Source organism: Enterobacter sp. KB-280D8, assembly GCF_041399405.1.
Taxonomy (GTDB): Bacteria; Pseudomonadota; Gammaproteobacteria; order Enterobacterales; family Enterobacteriaceae; genus Enterobacter; species Enterobacter cloacae_N.
Genome location: NZ_JBGKEC010000004.1, coordinates 24,520 through 46,999, shown reverse-complemented (window position 1 = coordinate 46,999; position 22,480 = coordinate 24,520). Strand labels below are relative to the sequence as shown.

Below are 22,480 nucleotides of genomic sequence, written 5' to 3'. Positions count from 1 at the left end.
TTTTCAGGCGACGCAGGGAAGGTCTCTGGTAAAATCTTCGCGGCTTTTTGTATGATGAATAAGAACAGGACATGAAATCAGATTCTCCGTCTTTTGAAGAACAACAGTTTACGCGCGCCCAGCACCGAATCAGCATTCGGCGGCTGCTCAATCGCGATAAAACGCCGCTGGCGATCCTGCTGGCCGCTGCCGTGGTGGGTACCCTTGCAGGCCTGGTTGGCGTGGCGTTTGAAAAAGCGGTTAATGCCGTACTCAACTGGCGAGTGGGAACCGTAGCCGGTTTCGCCGAGAGCGAATGGCTGGTCTGGGTAGCGGCATTCGGCCTGTCTGCGCTGTTTGCCATGGTGGGGTATTTTCTGGTGCGTAAATTCGCCCCGGAAGCGGGCGGGTCTGGCATTCCGGAAATTGAAGGCGCGCTGGAGGAGCTGCGTCCGGTGCGCTGGTGGAGGGTGATCCCGGTTAAATTCATCGGCGGCATGGGGACGCTGGGCGCGGGGATGGTGCTAGGCCGGGAGGGGCCAACGGTGCAGCTGGGGGGGAACGTCGGCCGCATGGTGGGCGATCTGTTCCGTATGCGTAGCGCCGAGGCGCGCCATACGCTGCTGGCCACCGGTGCAGCGGCGGGGCTTTCTGCGGCATTTAACGCGCCGCTTGCGGGTATTTTGTTCATCATCGAAGAGATGCGCGCGCAGTTCCGCTACAACCTGATCTCCATTAAAGCGGTGTTTACTGGCGTCATTATGTCGAGCATTGTCTTTCGCATCTTTAATGGCGAAGGGGCGGTGATTGAAGTCGGTAAACTGACCAACGCACCGGTGAACACCTTGTGGCTATATCTGATCCTCGGCATGATTTTTGGCGTGGTGGGGCCGCTGTTCAATGCCTTTATCTTACTCGCTCAGGATATGTTTCAGCGCGTTCACGGCGGCAATACCACGAAATGGGTGCTGATGGGCGGCCTGCTGGGCGGCATTTGCGGCATGCTCGGCTTTATCGAACCGAATGCCGCGGGCGGCGGCTTCGGGCTTATTCCCATTGCCGCAGCCGGAAACTTCAGCGTGGGTTTGCTGCTGTTTATGTTTATCTCCCGGGTTATCACGACGGTATTGTGCTTCTCCTCCGGCGCTCCCGGCGGGATTTTTGCCCCGATGCTGGCGCTGGGAACGTTGCTCGGCACCGCGTTTGGTATGGCGGCTGAGGCGGGTTTCCCCGCTTACCATCTGGACGCTGGCACCTTTGCCGTGGCCGGGATGGGGGCACTGCTGGCCGCGTCCCTGCGTGCGCCGTTAACCGGCATAGTGCTGGTGCTGGAGATGACGGATAATTACCAGCTCATTTTGCCAATGATCATTACCTGTCTCGGGGCGACACTATTAGCCCAATTCCTGGGTGGAAAACCGCTATACTCCACCATCCTCGCGCGTACCCTGGCAAAACAAGAGGCGGAGCGGGCCGCCACGCAGAATACTTGAATGAATTACCAGGGTATTAGATAATGACGAAAAGAATTGGGTGAATTTTACCCAATAGCAGTATTCATGGGAGCATAAGATGAGTGATGACGTAGCTGTGCCGCTGGAATTTACCGAAGCAGCAGCCAACAAAGTGAAAACCCTGATTGCCGACGAAGACAATCCGGATCTGAAACTGCGTGTCTATATTACCGGTGGCGGCTGCAGCGGCTTCCAGTACGGTTTTACCTTTGACGATCAGGTGAACGACGGCGATATGACCATTGAGAAGCAGGGCGTCGCGCTGGTGGTTGACCCGATGAGCCTGCAGTATCTGGTAGGCGGTTCGGTGGATTATACCGAAGGTCTGGAAGGCTCGCGCTTTGTGGTGACCAACCCGAACGCAACAAGCACCTGCGGGTGTGGTTCTTCATTCAGCATTTAAGCCTGAATGCGGATTGTAGGCCCGGTAAGCGAAGCGCCACCGGGCTTATAAACGACGACTATCTTGAAGTTTCATCCAGCGCAAACGTCGGCAGCTTCAGGTGCCAGCGTATCGCCGCTAAACGTATCACCAGCGTAACGACCATCCCCAGCATGGCCGCATTTTCCAGCGGTACCGCGAAGGTGTAGTACGCCGTGGCGTGCACAATCCCGCCAATTATACAGGCCGTTGCGTAGATTTCAGTCCGCAGGATCATCGGTACTTCGCGCGCCAGGATGTCGCGAATGATCCCGCCGCCTACGCCGGTCAATACCCCCATGCAGATCGCCACCATCGGCCCTGTTCCGGCATTGAAGGCTTTATTCACCCCGATCCCCACAAACACGGCCAGACCCACGGCATCCAGCACCGGCAGGATCCATTTCGGTAATCTGCGGGGCTGGCGAACCAGTACAATGGTTAACAGACAGGTCACCATCGCCACCACCAGGTCGGTAGGATCTTTCACCCAAAACACCGGGCCATTATCCAGCGCCATATCGCGGATTGTCCCGCCGCCCACGGCGGTCACCACGCCCAGCACCAGCACGCCAAACGGATCCATGCGTAGTTTTCCGGCGAGCAGGACGCCGGAGATAGCAAAAACGGCTGTACCAAGAATATCCAGCCAATAAACGAGCATCGCTAAATCCTCGAACGTATGTTAGTGGCTCTCTGCCAGGGCGGCACAGAGCTGTTTTGCGGCGAGGATAATACGCGGGCTGGCGCGTTCAAACCAGTCGCTGTTAAGCGGGATCACCGGAATTTTTAGCTGGCTCTGCCAGAATTGTTTAATTTTAGGAATCTCGCTCGCATTTCCGACCACTACGATGGCCTGCGGCTGGCGCGCCAGAACCTGCTCACGGCTCACCTGAGGCCACGGTACCCGGCTGGCAGCAAAGATATTTTCACCGCCACAGACTTCAAGTACCTGGTTCTGAATCGAGCCTTTTCCGGTGGTGAACAGCGGCTGGCTGCCAAACTGCAGGAAGATGCGTTTTTTGGCTGGCGTATTGTATTGGGCTTTCAGCGCGGCATAGTCGCTGAGCATTTGGTTCGCCGCACTCTCGGCTTTTTGAGGCGCAGGGCTATAAGGGGTCAAGGCGCGGAGTGCCTGGGCGACTTGCTCAATACTTACCGCGTCAACCCACATGACTTTGATGCCAAGCGAGGTGAGCTGGTTAACCTGCCGCTCGGCGTTACCACCACGCCAGGCCAGCACGAGATCCGGTTTAAGCGCCACGATGCGCTCAAGGTTCATCCCTTGCCAGGTTGCCACTTGCTCAATGCCGGACGCCTGTGGGGGGTAATCCGAAAAGCTGCTGACGCCAACGGGCGTGATCCCGGCGGCAAACGCCAGTTCGGTATTGGCGGGGGAGAGGGTAATCACACGCGGCGCGGCGAAAAGCCACGCCGGTGCGAGCAGAAGCAGGGCGACCAGCGCCCTGAGGGACTGTTTAACCACGTGCCAGGTTCTGCACCAGGCGTTCCACCATCACGGTAGACTGTTTCGCTGCAACGGCCAGGAACTCGTCGAAGCTGATGTGAGACTGCTGGTCTGCCACGTCAGAGATGGCGCGAACCACTACGAACGGTACGCTGAAGTTGTAGCAAACGTGCGCAATCGCGGTCGCTTCCATCTCAACGGCAACCGCCTGCGGGAAGTTGTGGCGGATTTTCGCCAGACCGACGGAGCCATTGATGAACGCATCACCGCTGACAATCAGGCCGCGCACCGCGTTGAGGTTGAGCTCAGCAATACAGGTCTCTGCCGCCGCAATCAGTTTGTCGTCAGCTTTAAACCCTGCCGGGCAGCCCGGAAGCTGGCCGTATTCGTAGCCGAACGCGGTGACGTCAGCATCGTGGTAACGCGCTTCGTCGGAGACAACGATATCACCCACTTTCAGCGTCGGTGCCAGGCCGCCTGCCGAGCCGGTGTTAATGATGACGTCCGGCTTGCAGCGCTCAAGCAGCAGGGTCGCACCCAGCGCAGCAGCAACTTTACCGATGCCTGATTTCAGCAGAGCCACCTCAACACCGTTCAGCTGGCCGGTGTAGATCTCACAACCCCCGAGAGAGAGGGTCTGACGGTTCTCAATTTTGTCACGCAGGAGCGTAACTTCTTCTTCCATTGCACCAATAATGCCGATTTTCATAGATTTACTCGCGATGTGCCTTGTTAAGAGGCATAGTCTATCATGCGGTTAAGGGGAAACGCATTCTCACGCGGGGGAGCACATGTCACCAATCGATTTTCGTACCAAAATTAACTGGCACCGACGTTTCCGTTCGCCGCAGGGCGAAAAGAGCGAACATGAGATCCTGCGTATCTTCGAAAGCGATCGCGGCAGGATCATTAACTCACCCGCCATCCGGCGTTTGCAGCAAAAGACCCAGGTGTTCCCGCTGGAGCGTAACGCCGCGGTGCGCACGCGCTTAACCCACTCAATGGAAGTGCAGCAGGTCGGACGTTATATTGCCAAAGAGATTTTAAGCCGCCTCAAAGAGCAACGTTTACTGGAAACCTATGGCCTGGATGAGCTGACGGGGCCCTTCGAGAGCATCGTTGAGATGGCCTGCCTGATGCACGATATCGGCAACCCGCCTTTTGGCCACTTTGGCGAGGCGGCTATTAATGACTGGTTTAAACAGCGGCTTTATCCGTCGGATGCGGTAAGCCAGCCACTCAGCGATGACCGCTGCATCGTGCGCGATTTACGCCTGCGTGAGGGCGAAGAAGGGCTAAACGATCTACGCCGCAAAGTGCGCCAGGACCTCTGTCACTTTGAGGGCAATGCGCAGGGGATCCGGCTGGTGCACTCTCTGATGCGCATGAACCTGACCTGGGCGCAGGTCGGCTGCATTCTGAAATATACGCGTCCCGCCTGGTGGATGGGGGAAACGCCCGCGTCCCACAGTTATTTAATGAAAAAACCGGGCTATTACCTTTCCGAAGAGGCCTATATAGAACGGCTCCGTAAAGAACTTTCCCTGACGCCAAACGGCCGCTTCCCATTGACGTGGATTATGGAAGCCGCCGACGATATTTCCTATTGCGTGGCCGACCTGGAAGATGCCGTCGAGAAAAGAATATTCAGCGTCGAGGAGCTTTATCAGCATCTTTATGCAGCGTGGGGAACCCATGAAAAAGGATCGCTGTTCGCGCAGGTTGTCGAAAATGCCTGGGAAAAATCGCGCTCAAATACGTTAAGCCGCAGTACGGAAGATCAGTTCTTTATGTATTTACGGGTCAATACATTAAATAAACTGGTGCCGTATGCCGCCTCACGCTTTATAGATAATTTGCCGCAAATCTTCAGCGGGGAATTCAACCACGCGCTGCTGGAGGATGACAGCAGTTTCAGCCAACTCCTTGAGCTTTATAAGCATGTGGCGATGCGGCATGTATTTAGCCATCCGGATGTCGAGCAGTTAGAGCTGCAGGGCTATCGGGTAATCAGTGGGTTACTGGAAATTTATTCCCCGTTGCTCCAGCTGTCGGTGGACGATTTCAGCGAGCTGGTGGAGCACGAGCGCGTGCGCAGAATACCCATCGAATCGCGGCTTTATCAGAAACTCTCTACCCGGCATCGCCTGGCCTATGTCGAAGCGATGGGTAAGCTGGATCGCCATTCTTCCCAATGGCCGGTGATGGAATATTATTATCGCTGCCGTCTTATCCAGGACTATATCAGCGGCATGACGGATTTGTATGCCTGGGATGAATACCGCAAGCTCATGGCGGTGGAATAACCACGGAGTTTTGTAAAGACGGCCAATAAATTTTTACCTTTTCCATAAACTTATGGCCGGAACTAAGCGGTATAAAATGAATCTGAGTTACACAGCAATTTTGCGTTACCTGTAAATCGAGATTGAGAAACATGAAAAAAACCACATTAGCAATGAGTGCACTGGCTCTGAGTTTAGGTTTAGCGCTGTCTCCTCTGACTGCTACTGCAGCCGAGACCGCGTCGTCGGCAGCAACCGCGCAGCAGATGCCAAGCCTGGCACCGATGCTCGAAAAAGTGATGCCATCGGTGGTGAGTATTAACGTTGAGGGTAGCACGACCGTCAATACGCCGCGTATGCCGCGTAACTTCCAGCAGTTCTTCGGTGACAATTCACCGTTCTGCCAGGACGGTTCGCCATTCCAGAGCTCTCCGTTCTGTCAGGGCGGTGGCGCAGGGGATGACAGCCAGGGCGGCGGCCAGCAACAGAAATTCATGGCGCTTGGCTCGGGGGTGATTATTGATGCGGCGAAAGGCTACGTCGTCACCAACAACCACGTTGTGGATAACGCTAACAGCATCAAGGTTCAGCTGAGCGATGGCCGCAAGTTCGATGCGAAAGTGGTGGGTAAAGACCCGCGCTCCGATATCGCGCTGATCCAGATTCAGGATCCGAAAAACCTGACGGCGATTAAGATTGCCGACTCCGACGCGCTGCGCGTGGGCGATTACACCGTCGCTATCGGTAACCCGTTCGGTCTGGGTGAAACCGTGACCTCCGGTATCGTCTCTGCGCTGGGCCGTAGCGGCCTGAATGCGGAAAACTATGAAAACTTCATCCAGACGGATGCGGCCATTAACCGCGGTAACTCCGGTGGTGCGCTGGTGAACCTGAACGGCGAGCTGATCGGTATCAACACCGCTATTCTGGCACCGGACGGCGGCAACATCGGGATTGGCTTTGCTATCCCGAGCAACATGGTGAAAAACCTGACTGCTCAGATGGTGCAGTACGGCCAGGTGAAACGCGGCGAGCTGGGCATCATGGGTACTGAGCTGAACTCTGAACTGGCGAAAGCGATGAAGGTGGATGCGCAGCGCGGCGCGTTCGTGAGCCAGGTTATGCCGAACTCCTCAGCGGCGAAGGCGGGCATTAAAGCGGGTGATGTGATTACCTCCCTGAACGGTAAACCGATCAGCAGCTTTGCCGCCCTGCGTGCGGAAGTGGGCTCGATGCCGATTGGCAGCAAAGTGACCCTTGGCCTGCTGCGTGACGGCAAACCGGTTAACGTGAGCCTTGAGCTGCAGCAGAGCAGCCAGAATCAGGTAGATTCCAGCACTATCTTCAGCGGTATTGAAGGTGCCGAGATGAGCAATAAAGGCGCAGATAAAGGCGTGGTGGTGAACAACGTGAAGGCGAATTCACCCGCTGCCCGTATCGGCCTGAAAAAAGGTGATGTGATTATGGGGGCTAACCAGCAGCCGGTGAAAAACATCGCTGAACTGCGCAAAATCCTCGACAGCAAACCGTCCGTGCTGGCACTGAATATCCAGCGCGGTGACACCTCAATCTACCTGCTGATGCAGTAATCCTTTTAAGCCCCTGCGTGCAGGGGCTTTCTCGTTTCTGTGACGCCTACCGCAACTCCATACTTCCCCCTCTCACTTTGTGCATTCGCACAATGCAGCCGTCGCTGAACTTCCCTATGCTTGAGCTCTGCTCACAGGAGGGTTACATGGCTGGCTGGCATCTTGATACCAAAATGGCGCAGGATATCGTGGCGCGCACCATGCGCATCATTGATACCAATATCAACGTAATGGATGCCCGCGGGCGCATTATTGGCAGCGGCGATCGCGAGCGTATTGGGGAATTGCACGAAGGTGCCCTGCTGGTGCTCTCTCAGGGCCGCGTGGTTGATATCGACGATGCGGTAGCGAAACACCTGCACGGCGTGCGTCAGGGGATTAATCTGCCGCTGCGTCTGGAAGGGGAAATTGTTGGCGTTATTGGTCTGACGGGCGAACCGGAATCTCTGCGTAAATACGGCGAGCTGGTCTGTATGACGGCGGAAATGATGCTGGAGCAGTCGCGTCTGATGTATCTGCTTGCCCAGGACAGCCGTTTACGCGAAGAGCTGGTAATGAACCTGATTCAGGCGGAAGAGCATACCCCTGCTCTCAGCGAATGGGCGCAGCGTCTGGGGATCGATCTGAACCAGCCGCGCGTGGTGGCGGTGATTGAGGTCGATAGCGGACAGCTTGGCGTAGACAGCGCGATGGCTGAACTTCAGCAGCTGCAAAATGCACTGGCGACGCCGGAGCGCGACAACCTGGTGGCGATAGTCTCGCTGACGGAAATGGTGGTACTCAAACCTGCGCTCAATCCGTTCGGCCGCTGGGATGCTGAGGATCATCGTCGTCGCGTGGAACTGCTGATCTCCCGTATGCAGGAGAACGGCCAGCTGCGTTTTCGCGTTGCCCTGGGCAATTACTTTACCGGGCCCGGCAGCATCGCCCGGTCCTGGCGTACCGCGCGCACCACCATGATGGTGGGCAAACAGCGAATGCCGGAGAGCCGCAGTTATTTTTATCAGGATCTGATGCTGCCGGTGCTGCTCGATAGCCTGCGCGGCGGCTGGCAGGCCAACGAGCTGGCGCGGCCGTTAGTGCGCCTGAAGGCAATGGACAATAACGGCTTGCTGCGCCGGACCCTCCAGGCGTGGTTCCGCCATAACGTGCAGCCGCTGGCGACCTCAAAAGCGCTGTTTATTCATCGCAACACCCTGGAGTACCGGCTTAACCGGATTTCGGAGCTGACCGGGCTGGATTTGGGAAACTTTGACGACAGGCTACTGCTGTACGTGGCGCTGCAGCTGGATGAGCAGAGATGATGCAGTGTGCGTTTTCACCCTCTCCCTGTGGGAGAGGGCCGGGGTGAGGGGATCAGACCGCACCTGACTTATTTATTGCGAGTTAATTTCTCAAGATCCGCTTCAATCTCGCTGATCTTGTTGGTGACAACGCTTTCAAGGTGACGCAGATCGTCGAGGATCTTACGCTTGAGATCGACTTCAGTGCGATCGCGCTGACAAATCTGATCGAGTTCATCGATCACATAGCGCAGATTAGGGCTGATTTCCTGAACTTCTTTATAGCCTTGTCCTACGCCGTCGGCGACGACGGTCTTACGCTGGCGTGGATATTTAAACTTCACGCTCTTGGCGAAAAACTCTCCTTTATCCTTGTGAAAATAGATTTTTAAAATGTCGTTGTTGGCTTCCTGGCGAAGGCTGTAACGATCAATTTCATCAGGATTGGTAATGCCCAGACTTTTCAGATTATCGTACATAGCGGTACCCTTATCTCAACATAACCTTTGAATAATTAACGAAAAAATTCCTTTTTGCCACCCTCACATACAAAAAAAGCGGGGTCGATCCTGATTACATTTCACTGAAATTACCGGGCAGGGAAGGTGCATTGCCCCCACTCGTTTATTGTTGTTTTTAACGACTACGTCAAGTGGAAATCAATTTTATACCTTAATCGGCATTCTCAAGGCTTACGCAGCATAGCGATAGCCGCGAGAAAAGGAGGGCGAGACGGGTATTCAAAAGCGGGGAAATGAGGCAAAGTTATCGCACAAAAGCGTAGCCCGCGGGGATAATGACATGTCAGGACGCATTGATTATCAAATCGAAAAATACAGCTTTGGCGCCGTAGAGGAGAGCCCAAGGCTCACGCACCAGTGGGCAGAAGTTGCCGCTGAGTGCCGCCAACTGAAGGCGGGTGCGGAAGAGCGTTTACGCATTGCCTTACTGAACGTGGATTATGTCACCAGCTTCGAACTGCCGTTCCGACTGGTGCTGACCCGTGCCCCTCAGCTCATCGCCGGGCTGCGCGATGAGTTTCAGCTAAGCCAGAAGAACGTTATCTTTAACGGCAAGCGCTTTGGCTGCGTGTATAGCCTGAAAGCCGATCTCAATGCGATTCCCGAGGCTTTTCAGTACCGCATGAGCACCCGCATTCGGCGGATCGATCCCACCGGACTTACGGCAGAGCCTTTCCGGCAGATTGCCAAAGAGGTAAAAGCGCCGCGTGAGCGACTGAAACTGGCGCTGGAGTCGGGGCTGGCGGTGACGGCTCTCGACGGGCTGTTCTGGCTGGGGAGCCAGCGTATGGCGGCGGATATCGCAGGGTTGCGAAAAAAGGGAATGGCAATCGCGACAGCGGAAACGGACGTTTTTGATGATTATACCGGGACGCACAGGCGGGTCCCGGTTTATCAACGCGTTGGGGATTAGTCGATGGTGCGCAGCAGTTCGTTGATGCCCACTTTACCGCGGGTTTTCGCATCCACTTTCTTCACGATAACCGCACAGTACAGGCTGTATTTACCGTCTTTTGACGGCAGGTTACCGGAAACCACCACGGAGCCCGCAGGAACGCGACCGTAGTGCACTTCGCCGGTTTCACGGTCGTAAATACGGGTGCTCTGACCGATGTAAACGCCCATGGAGATCACGGAGCCTTCTTCCACGATCACGCCTTCTACCACTTCTGAACGCGCGCCGATGAAGCAGTTGTCTTCAATGATGGTTGGGTTAGCCTGCAGTGGCTCCAGAACGCCACCGATGCCGACGCCGCCAGACAGGTGGACGTTTTTACCGATCTGCGCGCAGGAACCGACTGTCGCCCAGGTATCGACCATGGTGCCTTCGTCAACGTACGCACCGATGTTCACATAGGATGGCATCAGCACGGTGTTACGTGCGATGAATGCACCCTGACGTACTGCTGCCGGTGGTACCACGCGGAAACCTTCTTTCTGGAAACGCGCTTCGTCGTAATCCGCGAATTTCATTGGCACTTTATCGAAGTAGCGGCTTTCTGCTCCGTCGATAACCTGGTTATCGTTGATGCGGAAAGAGAGCAGCACGGCTTTCTTCAGCCATTGATGAGTGACCCACTGACCGTCGATTTTTTCTGCCACGCGCAGCGCGCCGGAATCCAGCAGGGAAATAACCTGGTTTACCGCTTCACGGGTCACGGTATCCACATTTGCCGGAGTGATCTCGGCGCGACGCTCAAAAGCGGACTCAATAACGTTCTGTAACTGCTGCATTGTTTACTCTTTCCATTTCACTAAAAAACACGTCACCCTTTATCGTTTGGATTGAGGGCTGCTGTCAACCGTTGTTGCACTTCAAGCTGCAGGTCATTATTAAGGGCACGCCGGTCGGCGGTGGCGATTATAAATAAATCTTCTACTCGCTCGCCAATGGTTGTAATTCGGGCCCCATGGAGCGAAATTCCCAGATCGGCAAAAACCTGGCCGACGCGGGCGAGCAGCCCAGGCTGGTCGAGCGCGATCAGCTCCAGGAACGATTTACGGTCGGTGTGGGTCGGCAGGAAGTTGACCTCGGTATCGACGGTAAAATGACGCAGTTTCGCCGGCTGACGGCGCGGCTGCGGTGGCTGCCAGCTGCGCTGGGTAATCGCCTGCTCCAGACCAAAGCGTATCCCTTCATGCCTGTCCGAGGACAGCGGGCTGCCGTCCGGCTCCAGCACAATAAAGGTATCCATCGCCATGCCGTCGCGGGTGGTAAAAATCTGCGCGTCGTGAACGCTCAGGTTACGCCTGTCCAGCTCGGCGCAGACGGCAGCAAACAGATAAGGCCGGTCCGGGCTCCAGATGAATATCTCCGTTCCGCCGCGCGTGGCCTGCGGGCTCAGCAGGATCATCGGCTGAGACAGATCGTGCTTCAGCAGGTGCCGCGCGTGCCAGGCAAGCTGGTTTGGGCTGTGGCGCACAAAATAGTTGGCACGGCAGCGGGCCCAAATCTGATGCAGCGCTTCTTCATCAATGTTATCCATCCGCAGCAGCGCCAGCGCCTGCAGCTGGTGATGACGCACGCGCTCGCGCATGTCCGGGGTGTTTTGCATCCCGCGACGCAGCTGTTTTTCGGTGGCGAAGTACAGTTCGCGCAGCAGGCTCTGCTTCCAGCTGTTCCACAGGGTTTCGTTGGTGGCGCAAATATCGGCCACCGTCAGGCAGACCAGGTAGCGCAGACGGTTTTCCGTCTGGACTTCTTCGGCGAACTGCTTAATCACCTCAGGGTCCTGAATATCACGACGCTGGGCGGTAACCGACATCAGCAGGTGATGGCGCACCAGCCAGGCGACCAGCTGCGTTTCACGCGAGTTGAGACCGTGCAGTTCGGCAAATTTCAGCACGTCCTGCGCGCCCAGCACCGAGTGATCGCCGCCGCGGCCCTTGGCGATGTCGTGGAACAGGGCGGCAATCAGGATCAGTTCAGGATGGGTCAGGCGCGGCCACAGCTCCACGCACAGCGGGTGGCGGGGCCGCGTCTCTTCTTTCGCAAAGCTTTCCAGCTTGAGCATGACGCGGATCGTATGTTCATCCACCGTATAGGCGTGGAACAGATCGAACTGCATCTGCCCGACGATGTGCGACCACTGCGGCATATAGGCCCACAGCACGCTGTGGCGGTGCATCGGCAGCAGACCGCGGCTGACGGCGCCCGGGTGGCGGAGCATGCTCAGGAACAGCGAGCGCGCTTCCGGGATATAGCACAGCGGCTGCGTCAGATGACGGCGCGCGTGGCGCAGATGGCGCAGGGTGGTGGAGTAGATCCCGGTGATGGTGCTGTTGCGCACCATGGTGTAGAACATCCGCAGGATTGCTTCCGGCTCGCGGATAAACAGCGTTTCGTCGCGCAGATCGATCAGCGTGCCGCGAAGCTGGAATTCGTCATCAATCGGGCGCGGCTTTTCGTCCGCTGTCAGGGCGAGGATTGCTTCATCAAACAGCTGCAACAGCATCTGGTTCAGCTCGGTGACCCGGCGGGTGACGCGGAAGAAATCCTTCATCATCTGCTCAACCGGCTCGTTACCTTCGCCCTGATAATTCAGCCGCTGCGCCACGCTGAGCTGGCGGTCGAACAGCAGGCGGTTATCGTAGCGGGTAACTTCCAGATGCAGGGCAAAACGGATGCGCCACAGCAGGTGCAGACACTCGTTTAGCTCGTTACGCTCGGCCTCGGTCAGGAAGCCAAAGCCGACCATCTCGTCCATCGAGGTGGCGCCAAAGTGGCGACGGGCGACCCACTGTAACGTGTGGATGTCGCGCAGGCCGCCGGGGCTGCTTTTAATATCGGGTTCAAGATTATAGCTGGTGCCGTGGTAGCGCTGGTGGCGCTGGTTTTGCTCCTCGACCTTGGCGGCGAAGAATTTCTCAGATGGCCAGAAGCCGTCGCTGAAAATATGCTTTTGCAGCTCCAGGAACAGCGCGACGTCGCCAATCAGCAGACGGGTTTCAATCAGGTTGGTGGCGACGGTCAGGTCAGATAACCCCTCCAGCAGGCACTCTTCCAGGGTGCGCACGCTGTGGCCCACTTCAAGCTTGACGTCCCAGAGCAGGGTCAGCAGTTCGCCAATTTTTTGCGCCTGTTCGTCCGGCAGCTTTTTGCGGCTTAAGATCAGGAGATCGATGTCGGAGAGCGGATGAAGCTCTCCGCGGCCATAGCCCCCGACGGCAACCAGCGCAACATCACTGATTTGCCCAAATCCGTAATCGATCCACAAACGCTGCAGCAGCTGGTCGATAAATTCGGTGCGCGCTTCAATGAGCTGCTCGGCAGATATGCCCGCGTCGAACGCGCTGCCCAGCCAGCGATGGAAAACGTCCATATGGGCTTTTATGTGCGCGCAGGTCAGCTCGTGCGGCGGCCAGACGCCCGGGTTATCGGGCTGGTCGGGGAGGGTGGGAAGGGCTGTGTTAGCATACTGTTCGGGTAATAGATTACTCATCGTGCGCCACCCATAAGAAAAAGCTATCGCCATTAAAAAAGCCGGCATTTGCCGGCTTCTTATCACTCAATGTTCGTCAGTATCGCCGGGATGGTGTCATCCTTGCGCAACGTCATAATTTCGCAGCCGTTGTCCGTTACCACAATAGTATGCTCGTACTGGGCAGACAAGCTTCTGTCTTTGGTTTTCACCGTCCAGCCGTCTTTCATGGTGCGAATGCGGTAGTCACCGGCGTTGACCATCGGCTCGATGGTGAAGGTCATCCCTTTTTGCAGCACCACGCCGCCGTCATCGGCATCATAGTGCAGAACCTGCGGTTCTTCATGGAAGACGCGGCCAATGCCGTGACCGCAGTACTCGCGCACCACGGAGAAACCTTCCGCTTCCACAAATTTCTGAATTGCGGCACCGAGGGTGCGCAGGCGAATACCCGGTTTAACCATTTTCAACGCCAGGTAAAGGCTCTCTTGCGTCACTTTGCACAGACGCTCGCCCAGAATCGTTGGTTTGCCAACGATGAACATTTTTGAGGTGTCACCGTGGTACTCGTCTTTAATGACGGTCACGTCGATGTTAACGATGTCGCCATCTTTCAGCAGTTTTTCGTCGTCAGGAATACCGTGGCAAACCACTTCATTAATAGAGATGCAGACGGATTTCGGGAAACCGTGGTAGCCGAGGCAGGCGGAAACCGCGTGCTGCTCGTTAACGATATAGTCATTACAGATGCGATCCAGTTCGCCGGTGCTGACGCCCGGCTTCACGAACGGCTCGATCATTTCCAGCACTTCCGCGGCCAGACGACCGGCGACGCGCATCTTTTCAATTTCTTCAGGTGTCTTAATAGAGATAGCCATGTAATCTGTCCATCGGTGTCGATTTTTTCGACAATACTAGTCTAAGTGTCGTCAATGGTATCAGTCAGGCACGCTCCGTGCCAAATTGAGAATCATTAACAGCACACTCCGCCAACAACTGTTGGTTTCTGGTCGTGTTTTGTGGTATAAAGCGCGCCGGACTTCCGATCCATCTCAGATACACAGGCTGGACGGAAGCGACAAATCTCACTTTGTGTAACAACACACACGTATCGGCACATATTCCGGGGTGCCCTTCGGGGTCGGTAATATGGGATACGTGGAGGCATAACCCCAACTTTCAATATAGAGGTTTTAAAACATGGCAACTGTTTCCATGCGCGACATGCTCAAGGCTGGTGTTCACTTCGGTCACCAGACCCGTTACTGGAACCCGAAAATGAAGCCTTTCATCTTCGGCGCGCGTAACAAAGTTCACATCATCAACCTTGAGAAAACTGTACCAATGTTCAACGAAGCCCTGGCTGAGCTGAACAAGATCTCTTCCCGTAAAGGTAAGATTCTGTTCGTTGGTACTAAGCGCGCTGCAAGCGAAGCTGTGAAAGATGCTGCTAACAGCTGCGACCAGTTCTTCGTGAACCATCGCTGGTTGGGCGGCATGCTGACCAACTGGAAAACTGTTCGTCAGTCCATCAAGCGCCTGAAAGATCTGGAAACCCAGTCTCAGGACGGTACTTTCGACAAGCTGACTAAGAAAGAAGCGCTGATGCGCACTCGTGAACTGGACAAGCTGGAAAACAGCCTGGGCGGTATCAAAGATATGGGCGGCCTGCCAGACGCGCTGTTCGTAATCGATGCAGACCACGAGCACATCGCTATCAAAGAAGCTAACAACCTGGGTATCCCGGTATTCGCTATCGTTGATACCAACTCCGATCCGGACGGTGTTGACTTCGTTATCCCGGGTAACGACGACGCAATCCGTGCTGTTAGCCTGTACCTGAGCGCTGTAGCTGCTACCGTTCGTGAAGGCCGTTCCCAGGATCTGGCTTCTCAGGCGGAAGAAAGCTTCGTAGAAGCTGAATAATAAGGTTTTACCCCTTATTAGTACCGTGTATGAATAGGGGCCCATTATCGGCCCCTTTTTTCAATTTACACTGTTTGGCCTCCGGCCGGGCAGTTCACATCTCCCGAGGATTTAAGAATGGCTGAAATTACCGCATCCCTGGTAAAAGAGCTGCGCGAGCGTACTGGCGCAGGCATGATGGATTGCAAAAAAGCGCTGACTGAAGCGAACGGCGACATCGAGCTGGCAATCGAAAACATGCGTAAATCCGGTGCGATCAAAGCAGCTAAGAAAGCAGGCAACGTTGCTGCTGACGGCGTGATCATCACTAAAATCGACGGCACCTACGGCATCATTCTGGAAGTTAACTGCCAGACTGACTTCGTTGCTAAAGATGGCGGTTTCCAGGCATTTGCGAACAAAGTTCTGGACGCAGCTGTTGCTGGCAAAATCACTGACGTTGAAGTTCTGAAAGCACAGTTCGAAGAAGAACGTGTTGCGCTGGTTGCTAAAATCGGTGAGAACATCAACATCCGTCGCGTATCTTCCCTGGAAGGCGAAGTACTGGGTTCTTACCAGCACGGCGCACGTATCGGTGTTCTGGTTGCGGCTAAAGGCGCTGACGAAGAGCTGGTTAAACAGCTGGCTATGCACATCGCTGCAAGCAAACCAGAATTCGTTAAGCCAGAAGACGTGTCTGCTGAAGTGGTTGAGAAAGAGTACCAGGTTCAGCTGGACATCGCGATGCAGTCTGGTAAGCCAAAAGAAATCGCAGAGAAAATGGTTGAAGGCCGCATGAAGAAATTCACCGGCGAAGTTTCTCTGACTGGCCAGCCTTTCGTTATGGATCCAAGCAAGTCTGTTGCTCAGCTGCTGAAAGAGCACAACGCTGACGTAACTGGCTTCATCCGCTTCGAAGTGGGCGAAGGCATCGAGAAAGTTGAGACTGACTTCGCAGCAGAAGTTGCTGCAATGTCCAAGCAGTCTTAATGATTGAAAAGGAGCCGCCTGAGGGCGGCTTCTTTTTGTCACCCGTCACAGGAAATCAGACAGGCTCCAGTATCGCTGTACTGATTTGCGGCATATTATGTCGCCAGAATTAACTCCCATCTTAATCGTTGACAGTCTCAGGAAAGAAACATGGCTACCAATGCAAAACCCGTGTACAAACGCATTCTGCTTAAGCTGAGTGGCGAAGCGCTGCAGGGATCGGAAGGCTTCGGTATTGACGCAAGCATCCTTGATCGCATGGCACAGGAAATCAAAGAACTGGTCGAACTGGGTATCCAGGTTGGCGTGGTCATTGGCGGTGGCAACCTTTTCCGTGGTGCTGGTCTGGCGAAAGCGGGGATGAACCGCGTTGTGGGCGACCACATGGGTATGCTGGCAACCGTGATGAATGGCCTGGCAATGCGTGACGCGCTCCATCGCGCTTATGTGAACGCCCGCCTGATGTCCGCGATTCCACTGAATGGCGTATGCGATAATTACAGCTGGGCAGAGGCCATCAGCCTGCTGCGCAACAACCGCGTGGTGATCCTCTCCGCCGGTACGGGTAACCCGTTCTTTACGACCGATTCCGCTGCCTGCCTGCGCGGTATCGAGATCGAAGCTGATGTGGTACTGAAAGCGACCAAAGTCGATGGCGTGTTTACTGCCGACCCGGCAAAAGATCCTTCTGCCACCATGTACGATCAGCTGAGCTACAGCGAAGTGCTGGATAAAGAGCTGAAAGTGATGGATCTTGCCGCCTTCACGCTGGCTCGCGACCACAAATTGCCAATTCGTGTCTTCAACATGAACAAACCTGGCGCACTGCGTCGCGTGGTCATGGGCGAAAAAGAAGGCACTTTGATCACGGAATAATTTCCGTTGACGATAAATACAGGTAAGATTCCGCTTTACTTTGTAGTGGTATCTTACCTGGACGCGCCTTTGGCGTTGTCATGAATTAAACGCGACTATACTTAGCACACCTGTAGCGCTGTGCTGGCGGATAGTCTGCCTGAGACAAGTTTTCAAGGATTCGTAACGTGATTAACGACATCAGAAAAGATGCTGAAGTACGCATGGACAAATGCGTAGAAGCGTTCAAAAACCAAATCAGCAAAATCCGTACTGGCCGTGCTTCCCCAAGCCTGCTGGATGGCATCATCGTAGAATACTACGGTACGCCAACGCCTCTGCGCCAGCTGGCGAGCGTGACGGTTGAAGATACCCGTACGCTGAAAATCAACGTCTTCGATCGCTCTATGAGCCCGGCCGTTGAGAAAGCGATCATGGCCTCTGACCTGGGTCTGAACCCAAGTTCTGCGGGCGCTGACATTCGCGTTCCGCTGCCTCCGCTGACGGAAGAACGTCGTAAAGACCTGATCAAAGTGGTTCGCGGTGAAGCAGAGCAGGGTCGTGTTTCCGTGCGTAACGTGCGCCGTGATGCGAACGATAAAGTGAAAGCACTGCTGAAAGAAAAAGAGATCAGCGAAGATGACGATCGTCGTTCTCAGGACGACATTCAGAAAATGACCGACGCTGCCATCAAGAAAATTGATGCGGCGCTGGCAGAAAAAGAAGCGGAACTGATGCAGTTCTGATTTCTGTCGTACACTGATAAACGCCGTTCAGAGGGACTTCGGGTCTTGCTGGCGGCGTTTTGCTTTTATCTGATCTAACTTTTTTCGGGCATCTCATGAAGCATTTAACACTCCTCGGCTCAACCGGCTCCATCGGTTGCAGTACTCTCGACGTCGTCCGCCATAATCCTGAACTTTACACCGTGACAGCGCTGGTGGCCGGTAAGAATGTGCAGAGTATGGTCGAGCAGTGCCTGGAGTTTATGCCCCGCTACGCGGTGATGGATGACGAAGAGAGCGCGCGTCTGCTGAAAGCCCAGCTGCGGGAAAAGGGCAGCCGAACCGAGGTGCTGAGCGGCCAGCAGGCGGCCTGCGAGATGGCTGCGCTGGATGAAGTTGACCAGGTTATGGCGGCCATCGTCGGAGCGGCCGGGCTGCTGCCGACACTTGCTGCGATCGATGCCGGTAAAGACGTTTTGCTCGCCAATAAAGAGTCGCTTGTTACCTGCGGCCGCCTGTTTATGGACGCGGTAAAACAGCGTGGGGCGCGCCTTTTGCCGGTTGACAGCGAGCACAACGCCATTTTTCAGAGTTTACCGCAACCTTTTCAACAGAACCTGGGGTACGCTGACCTGGAGCAGAATGGCGTCGTGTCGATTCTGCTTACCGGGTCTGGTGGCCCGTTCCGTGAAACGCCACTGTCTGAACTGCGCGCAATGACGCCGGACCAGGCATGCCGTCATCCGAACTGGTCAATGGGGCGTAAAATCTCCGTTGACTCAGCCACCATGATGAACAAAGGTCTGGAATACATTGAAGCGCGCTGGCTGTTTAATGCGTCAGCGAAGCAGATGGAAGTACTGATCCACCCGCAGTCGGTGATTCACTCGATGGTGCGCTATCACGATGGCAGCGTGCTGGCACAGCTCGGCGAGCCGGATATGCGTACGCCTATTGCCCATTCAATGGCGTGGCCAAACCGGGTGAAATCCGGCGTTAAGCCGCTTGATTTCTGTAAGCTCAGTTCCCTGACATTCAGTGAACCAGACTACGATCGTTATCCTTGTCTGAAGCTTGCAATGAACGCCTTTGACCAGGGGCAGGCGGCGACGACGGCACTGAATGCAGCCAATGAAATTACCGTTGACGCATTTCTGAATCAGCAGATCCGTTTTACCGATATCGCGACGTTAAATTTATCGGTACTGGAGATGATGGATTTGCGCGAGCCACAAAGCGTGGAAGAGGTGCTGGCGGTGGATACAGCTGCTCGTGATATTGCGCGTAAACAGGTGACACGTCTTGCAAGCTGGTGATAAAGCAAGCACTAGTGGTCGTGCTATTTGTTAGCGTTGGGCTTCAGTGATATAGTCTGCGCCACCTGATCGCAGGAATTTGACTTTATGTGGTCAGGTAAGCCGTGGTTTGACACGGCTTTTTTATGTACAGGCTTAAGTATTCCTGAGTACCGTTAAATCCTTTTCAGGGACAAAAAACGCGTTATGTTGTCTGCGAATCAACCAATAAGCGAAAACTTGCCAGCTCATGGCTGCCGTCATGTAGCAATCATCATGGATGGCAACGGGCGCTGGGCGAAAAGACAAGGGAAAATACGAGCCTTTGGGCATAAAGCGGGAGCGAAATCTGTTCGCCGTGCCGTTTCTTTTGCCGCTAATAACGGCATTGATGCGTTAACGCTCTATGCTTTTAGCAGTGAAAACTGGAATCGACCTCCGCAGGAAGTGACTGCGTTGATGGAATTGTTTGTGTGGGCGCTAGACAGCGAAGTAAAAAGCCTGCACCGCCACAACGTTCGCCTGCGCATCATTGGCGATACCAGTCGTTTTAACTCACGTTTGCAGGAGCGGATTCGTAAAGCAGAAGCGCTGACTGAAAATAATACCGGTCTGACGCTCAACGTTGCGGCGAATTACGGTGGACGCTGGGATATTATCCAGGGCGTTCGGCATCTGGCCGAACAGGTTCAGGAAGGGCTGTTGAGACCCGACCAGATTGATGAAGAGGCGCTGAGCAAGCAAATCTGCATGAATGAACTGGCACCTGTGGATTTGGTAATTAGGACAGGGGGGGAACATCGCATAAGTAACTTTTTGATATGGCAAATTGCCTATGCTGAACTTTACTTTACGGATGTTCTTTGGCCCGATTTTGATGAACAAGACTTTGAAGGTGCGCTGCATGCCTTTGCCAATCGAGAGCGTCGTTTCGGCGGCACCGAGCCAGGTGGCGACAAAGCCTGATGGGGGTAGCTTTTGCTGAAGTATCGCCTGATTTCCGCTTTTGTTTTAATACCCATTGTCATTGCGGCGCTGTTTTTACTGCCCCCGGTGGGATTCGCCATTGTTACGCTGGTGGTGTGCATGCTCGCCGCGTGGGAATGGGGACAGTTTAGCGGCTTTACCTCGCGCAGCCAGCGAGTATGGCTTGCGGTACTCTGTGGCTTTATCCTGGCCATAATGCTGTTTACGTTGCCTGAATATCACCATGATATTCATCAACCGCTGGTTGCCGGCTCCTTGTGGATATCGTTGGCCTGGTGGGTTGCCGCGCTGTTGCTGGTTCTTTTTTATCCAGGCTCCGCGGCATTATGGCGTCATTCAAAAGTGCTGCGACTGATTTTTGGTTTGCTCACCATTGTTCCGTTTTTCTGGGGCATGGTCGCGCTGCGAGCCTGGCACTATGACGAAAACCATTACAGCGGTGCGATCTGGCTGCTTTATGTGATGATTCTCGTCTGGGGGGCTGACTCCGGGGCCTATATGTTTGGTAAACTGTTTGGCAAACATAAGCTGGCACCAAAAGTTTCTCCGGGTAAAACCTGGCAAGGCTTCATCGGCGGCTTGTTTACGGCAGCGATCATCTCCTGGGGCTATGGCGTCTGGGCAGATCTGGCCGTAGCACCGTCAATACTGCTGGTGTGCTCGATTTTTGCTGCACTTGCCTCAGTGCTCGGTGATTTAACCGAAAGTATGTTTAAGCGTGAAGCAGGGATTAAGGACAGCGGACATCTTATTCCAGGGCATGGCGGTATACTGGATCGCATTGACAGCCTGACAGCGGCTGTTCCAGTATTTGCTTGCCTGCTTTTACTGGTATTCGGGACGATTTAACGGAAGGTTTTATGCTGAGCATTCTCTGGAATCTGGCGGCGTTCATTGTTGCACTGGGTGTACTGATTACCGTGCATGAATTTGGCCATTTCTGGGTTGCTCGCCGTTGTGGTGTGCGGGTAGAGCGATTCTCCATTGGTTTTGGCAAATCACTCTGGACGCGCACCGACCGTCACGGCACGGAATTTGTCATCGCCCTTATCCCGCTTGGCGGCTACGTCAAAATGCTCGACGAACGCGTTGAGCCTGTCGCTCCTGAACTGCGACACAGTGCGTTTAACAACAAAACCGTTGGACAACGCGCCGCCATCATTGCTGCCGGACCGGTAGCCAACTTCATCTTTGCGATTTTCGCTTACTGGCTGGTGTTTATCATCGGCGTCCCTGGCGTGCGTCCGGTAGTGGGGGAGATTGCCCCTGACTCCATCGCGGCGAGTGCGCAAATTACGTCCGGGATGGAACTTAAAGCGATTGATGGCATCGAAACCCCTGATTGGGATGCCGTGCGACTGCAGCTGGTAGCCAAAATTGGCGATCCGCAGACAACCATCAGCGTATCGCCGTTTGGGTCAGACGCGCGTCAGGACAAAGTACTGGATTTACGCCACTGGCGTTTCGAGCCAGACAAAGAGGATCCCGTCGCTGCGCTGGGCATTCGTCCCCGCGGCGCGCAGATTGAGCCGGTATTAGCCGAAGTACAGGCAAACTCGGCAGCGAGCAAAGCGGGTTTGCAAGCTGGCGACAGGATCGTTAAAGTCGATGGTCAACCATTAACAGAGTGGATGACCTTTGTTACTCTGGTGCGCGATAATCCGGGGACGTCCCTCGCGCTGGAAGTTGAAAGGCAAGGTAGTCCGCTTTCGCTGACGCTGATCCCGGATACGAAGTCGGTCGGCAAAAAGGCAGAAGGGTTTGCAGGTGTTGTGCCAAAAGTGATCCCGCTGCCAGATGAGTACAAGACAATACGCCAGTATGGGCCGTTCAGCGCCATTCTTGAAGCCACGGATAAAACATGGCAACTGATGAAGCTGACGGTCAACATGTTGGGGAAATTGATAACCGGTGATGTGAAACTGAACAACCTCAGTGGGCCAATCTCGATTGCTCAGGGGGCTGGGATGTCAGCGGAGTTCGGGGTGATTTACTATCTCATGTTCCTCGCGCTTATTAGCGTGAACCTTGGGATTATCAACCTGTTCCCGCTTCCCGTTTTAGACGGGGGTCATCTGCTGTTTTTAGCGATTGAAAAGCTAAAAGGCGGACCGGTATCCGAGCGAGTTCAAGACTTTAGTTATCGCATTGGCTCGATTTTGCTGGTGCTGTTAATGGGGCTTGCACTTTTCAATGATTTCTCTCGGTTGTAAGAGAGTTAGTTAGGAAGAACGCATAATAA

At 54.7% G+C, this 22,480-nt stretch carries 21 protein-coding genes; 14 read left to right on the top strand and 7 right to left on the bottom strand.

Annotated features, from left to right (window positions below; translation table 11 throughout):
* Window positions 1-71 precede the first annotated feature (71 nt).
* Together clcA and erpA are read left to right on the top strand one after the other, a co-directional pair.
* Complete coding sequence (clcA, locus tag AB8818_RS13230) at window positions 72-1,472, top strand: H(+)/Cl(-) exchange transporter ClcA (RefSeq protein WP_192982031.1); 1,401 nt, start codon at window positions 72-74, stop codon at window positions 1,470-1,472.
* Window positions 1,473-1,551: 79 nt separating this feature from the next.
* Window positions 1,552-1,896 carry an iron-sulfur cluster insertion protein ErpA gene (erpA, locus tag AB8818_RS13225; protein WP_008501923.1) on the top strand — a complete coding sequence of 115 codons (345 nt, stop codon included), beginning with the start codon at window positions 1,552-1,554 and terminating at the stop codon, window positions 1,894-1,896.
* Window positions 1,897-1,954: 58 nt separating this feature from the next.
* On the opposite strand, the gene AB8818_RS13220 is transcribed toward erpA, so the two are convergent.
* From AB8818_RS13220 to mtnN, 3 genes are read right to left on the bottom strand one after another with little or no spacing between them, the layout of a single operon-like run.
* The gene (locus AB8818_RS13220) at window positions 1,955-2,578 is read right to left on the bottom strand and encodes a TRIC cation channel family protein (protein ID WP_116342599.1); all 624 of its coding nucleotides are present in this window, start codon (window positions 2,576-2,578) and stop codon (window positions 1,955-1,957) included.
* Window positions 2,579-2,599: 21 nt separating this feature from the next.
* Window positions 2,600-3,400: a vitamin B12 ABC transporter substrate-binding protein BtuF gene (gene btuF, locus AB8818_RS13215; protein ID WP_192982034.1), complete on the bottom strand. Its 801-nt coding sequence runs from the start codon at window positions 3,398-3,400 to the stop codon at window positions 2,600-2,602.
* Window positions 3,393-4,091, bottom strand: a complete 699-nt coding sequence (mtnN, locus tag AB8818_RS13210; protein ID WP_192982036.1) for a 5'-methylthioadenosine/S-adenosylhomocysteine nucleosidase — start codon at window positions 4,089-4,091, stop codon at window positions 3,393-3,395. Before mtnN ends, btuF begins: the two co-directional genes overlap by 8 nt.
* An 82-nt stretch (window positions 4,092-4,173) precedes the next feature.
* Between mtnN and dgt the strand changes: the two genes are divergently transcribed.
* The 3 genes from dgt (at window position 4,174) to AB8818_RS13195 (ending at window position 8,560) form a co-directional block, all read left to right on the top strand.
* Entirely contained in the window at window positions 4,174-5,688 is a 1,515-nt protein-coding gene (gene dgt, locus AB8818_RS13205) for a dGTPase (protein WP_116342605.1), read from the top strand.
* Between the two features lie 131 nt (window positions 5,689-5,819).
* Window positions 5,820-7,256: a serine endoprotease DegP gene (gene degP, locus AB8818_RS13200; RefSeq protein WP_116342607.1), complete on the top strand. Its 1,437-nt coding sequence runs from the start codon at window positions 5,820-5,822 to the stop codon at window positions 7,254-7,256.
* 146 nt (window positions 7,257-7,402) lie between these two features.
* Window positions 7,403-8,560 (top strand): CdaR family transcriptional regulator, encoded by a 1,158-nt coding sequence (locus tag AB8818_RS13195; RefSeq protein ID WP_166710167.1) that lies wholly within the window; start codon window positions 7,403-7,405, stop codon window positions 8,558-8,560.
* Between the two features lie 68 nt (window positions 8,561-8,628).
* On the opposite strand, the gene AB8818_RS13190 is transcribed toward AB8818_RS13195, so the two are convergent.
* Complete coding sequence (locus AB8818_RS13190; RefSeq protein ID WP_008501916.1) at window positions 8,629-9,018, bottom strand: DUF3461 family protein; 390 nt, start codon at window positions 9,016-9,018, stop codon at window positions 8,629-8,631.
* Between the two features lie 322 nt (window positions 9,019-9,340).
* Here AB8818_RS13190 and AB8818_RS13185 point away from each other — a divergent pair, with 322 nt between their 5' ends.
* A complete protein-coding gene (locus AB8818_RS13185; RefSeq protein WP_116342611.1) occupies window positions 9,341-9,973 on the top strand; it encodes a DNA-binding protein in 633 nt (210 codons plus the stop codon).
* On the opposite strand, the gene dapD is transcribed toward AB8818_RS13185, so the two are convergent.
* From dapD to map, 3 genes are all read right to left on the bottom strand, one after another.
* Window positions 9,970-10,794, bottom strand: coding sequence for a 2,3,4,5-tetrahydropyridine-2,6-dicarboxylate N-succinyltransferase (gene dapD / locus AB8818_RS13180; RefSeq protein ID WP_008501915.1), 825 nt, complete (start codon window positions 10,792-10,794; stop codon window positions 9,970-9,972). The genes AB8818_RS13185 and dapD overlap by 4 nt on opposite strands.
* Before the next feature lie 32 nt (window positions 10,795-10,826).
* The gene (glnD, locus tag AB8818_RS13175; RefSeq protein ID WP_192982039.1) at window positions 10,827-13,502 is read right to left on the bottom strand and encodes a bifunctional uridylyltransferase/uridylyl-removing protein GlnD; all 2,676 of its coding nucleotides are present in this window, start codon (window positions 13,500-13,502) and stop codon (window positions 10,827-10,829) included.
* A 62-nt stretch (window positions 13,503-13,564) separates the two neighbouring features.
* Window positions 13,565-14,359, bottom strand: a complete 795-nt coding sequence (gene map / locus AB8818_RS13170) for a type I methionyl aminopeptidase (protein ID WP_028015578.1) — start codon at window positions 14,357-14,359, stop codon at window positions 13,565-13,567.
* 322 nt (window positions 14,360-14,681) lie between these two features.
* On the opposite strand from map, the gene rpsB reads away from it, so the two are divergent.
* The 8 genes from rpsB to rseP all read left to right on the top strand — a co-directional run bounded on the left by rpsB (window position 14,682) and on the right by rseP (window position 22,451).
* A complete protein-coding gene (gene rpsB, locus AB8818_RS13165; RefSeq protein WP_003856207.1) occupies window positions 14,682-15,407 on the top strand; it encodes a 30S ribosomal protein S2 in 726 nt (241 codons plus the stop codon).
* Window positions 15,408-15,524: 117 nt separating this feature from the next.
* Window positions 15,525-16,376: a translation elongation factor Ts gene (gene tsf / locus AB8818_RS13160; RefSeq protein WP_028015579.1), complete on the top strand. Its 852-nt coding sequence runs from the start codon at window positions 15,525-15,527 to the stop codon at window positions 16,374-16,376.
* 150 nt (window positions 16,377-16,526) lie between these two features.
* Window positions 16,527-17,252 carry a UMP kinase gene (gene pyrH / locus AB8818_RS13155; RefSeq protein WP_008501910.1) on the top strand — a complete coding sequence of 242 codons (726 nt, stop codon included), beginning with the start codon at window positions 16,527-16,529 and terminating at the stop codon, window positions 17,250-17,252.
* Between the two features lie 167 nt (window positions 17,253-17,419).
* Window positions 17,420-17,977 (top strand): ribosome recycling factor, encoded by a 558-nt coding sequence (gene frr / locus AB8818_RS13150; protein ID WP_003856180.1) that lies wholly within the window; start codon window positions 17,420-17,422, stop codon window positions 17,975-17,977.
* A gap of 95 nt (window positions 17,978-18,072) precedes the next feature.
* Window positions 18,073-19,272, top strand: coding sequence for a 1-deoxy-D-xylulose-5-phosphate reductoisomerase (ispC, locus tag AB8818_RS13145; protein ID WP_192982042.1), 1,200 nt, complete (start codon window positions 18,073-18,075; stop codon window positions 19,270-19,272).
* 186 nt (window positions 19,273-19,458) lie between these two features.
* Window positions 19,459-20,217 carry a (2E,6E)-farnesyl-diphosphate-specific ditrans,polycis-undecaprenyl-diphosphate synthase gene (gene ispU / locus AB8818_RS13140; RefSeq protein WP_028015581.1) on the top strand — a complete coding sequence of 253 codons (759 nt, stop codon included), beginning with the start codon at window positions 19,459-19,461 and terminating at the stop codon, window positions 20,215-20,217.
* A gap of 12 nt (window positions 20,218-20,229) precedes the next feature.
* Window positions 20,230-21,087 (top strand): phosphatidate cytidylyltransferase, encoded by an 858-nt coding sequence (gene cdsA, locus AB8818_RS13135; protein WP_116343998.1) that lies wholly within the window; start codon window positions 20,230-20,232, stop codon window positions 21,085-21,087.
* Between the two features lie 11 nt (window positions 21,088-21,098).
* Entirely contained in the window at window positions 21,099-22,451 is a 1,353-nt protein-coding gene (gene rseP / locus AB8818_RS13130) for a sigma E protease regulator RseP (protein ID WP_061099167.1), read from the top strand.
* Window positions 22,452-22,480 lie beyond the last annotated feature (29 nt).

Excerpts from the sequence above, each read along its gene's own strand:
- clcA (WP_192982031.1), top strand. The coding sequence starts at position 72 with ATGAAATCAGATTCTCCGTCTTTTGAAGAACAACAGTTTACGCGCGCC.
- erpA (WP_008501923.1), top strand. The coding sequence starts at position 1,552 with ATGAGTGATGACGTAGCTGTGCCGCTGGAATTTACCGAAGCAGCAGCC.
- AB8818_RS13220 (WP_116342599.1), bottom strand. The coding sequence starts at position 2,578 with ATGCTCGTTTATTGGCTGGATATTCTTGGTACAGCCGTTTTTGCTATC.
- mtnN (WP_192982036.1), bottom strand. The coding sequence starts at position 4,091 with ATGAAAATCGGCATTATTGGTGCAATGGAAGAAGAAGTTACGCTCCTG.
- dgt (WP_116342605.1), top strand. The coding sequence starts at position 4,174 with ATGTCACCAATCGATTTTCGTACCAAAATTAACTGGCACCGACGTTTC.
- degP (WP_116342607.1), top strand. The coding sequence starts at position 5,820 with ATGAAAAAAACCACATTAGCAATGAGTGCACTGGCTCTGAGTTTAGGT.
- AB8818_RS13195 (WP_166710167.1), top strand. The coding sequence starts at position 7,403 with ATGGCTGGCTGGCATCTTGATACCAAAATGGCGCAGGATATCGTGGCG.
- AB8818_RS13190 (WP_008501916.1), bottom strand. The coding sequence starts at position 9,018 with ATGTACGATAATCTGAAAAGTCTGGGCATTACCAATCCTGATGAAATT.
- AB8818_RS13185 (WP_116342611.1), top strand. The coding sequence starts at position 9,341 with ATGTCAGGACGCATTGATTATCAAATCGAAAAATACAGCTTTGGCGCC.
- dapD (WP_008501915.1), bottom strand. The coding sequence starts at position 10,794 with ATGCAGCAGTTACAGAACGTTATTGAGTCCGCTTTTGAGCGTCGCGCC.
- glnD (WP_192982039.1), bottom strand. The coding sequence starts at position 13,502 with ATGAGTAATCTATTACCCGAACAGTATGCTAACACAGCCCTTCCCACC.
- map (WP_028015578.1), bottom strand. The coding sequence starts at position 14,359 with ATGGCTATCTCTATTAAGACACCTGAAGAAATTGAAAAGATGCGCGTC.
- rpsB (WP_003856207.1), top strand. The coding sequence starts at position 14,682 with ATGGCAACTGTTTCCATGCGCGACATGCTCAAGGCTGGTGTTCACTTC.
- tsf (WP_028015579.1), top strand. The coding sequence starts at position 15,525 with ATGGCTGAAATTACCGCATCCCTGGTAAAAGAGCTGCGCGAGCGTACT.
- pyrH (WP_008501910.1), top strand. The coding sequence starts at position 16,527 with ATGGCTACCAATGCAAAACCCGTGTACAAACGCATTCTGCTTAAGCTG.
- ispC (WP_192982042.1), top strand. The coding sequence starts at position 18,073 with ATGAAGCATTTAACACTCCTCGGCTCAACCGGCTCCATCGGTTGCAGT.
- ispU (WP_028015581.1), top strand. The coding sequence starts at position 19,459 with ATGTTGTCTGCGAATCAACCAATAAGCGAAAACTTGCCAGCTCATGGC.
- rseP (WP_061099167.1), top strand. The coding sequence starts at position 21,099 with ATGCTGAGCATTCTCTGGAATCTGGCGGCGTTCATTGTTGCACTGGGT.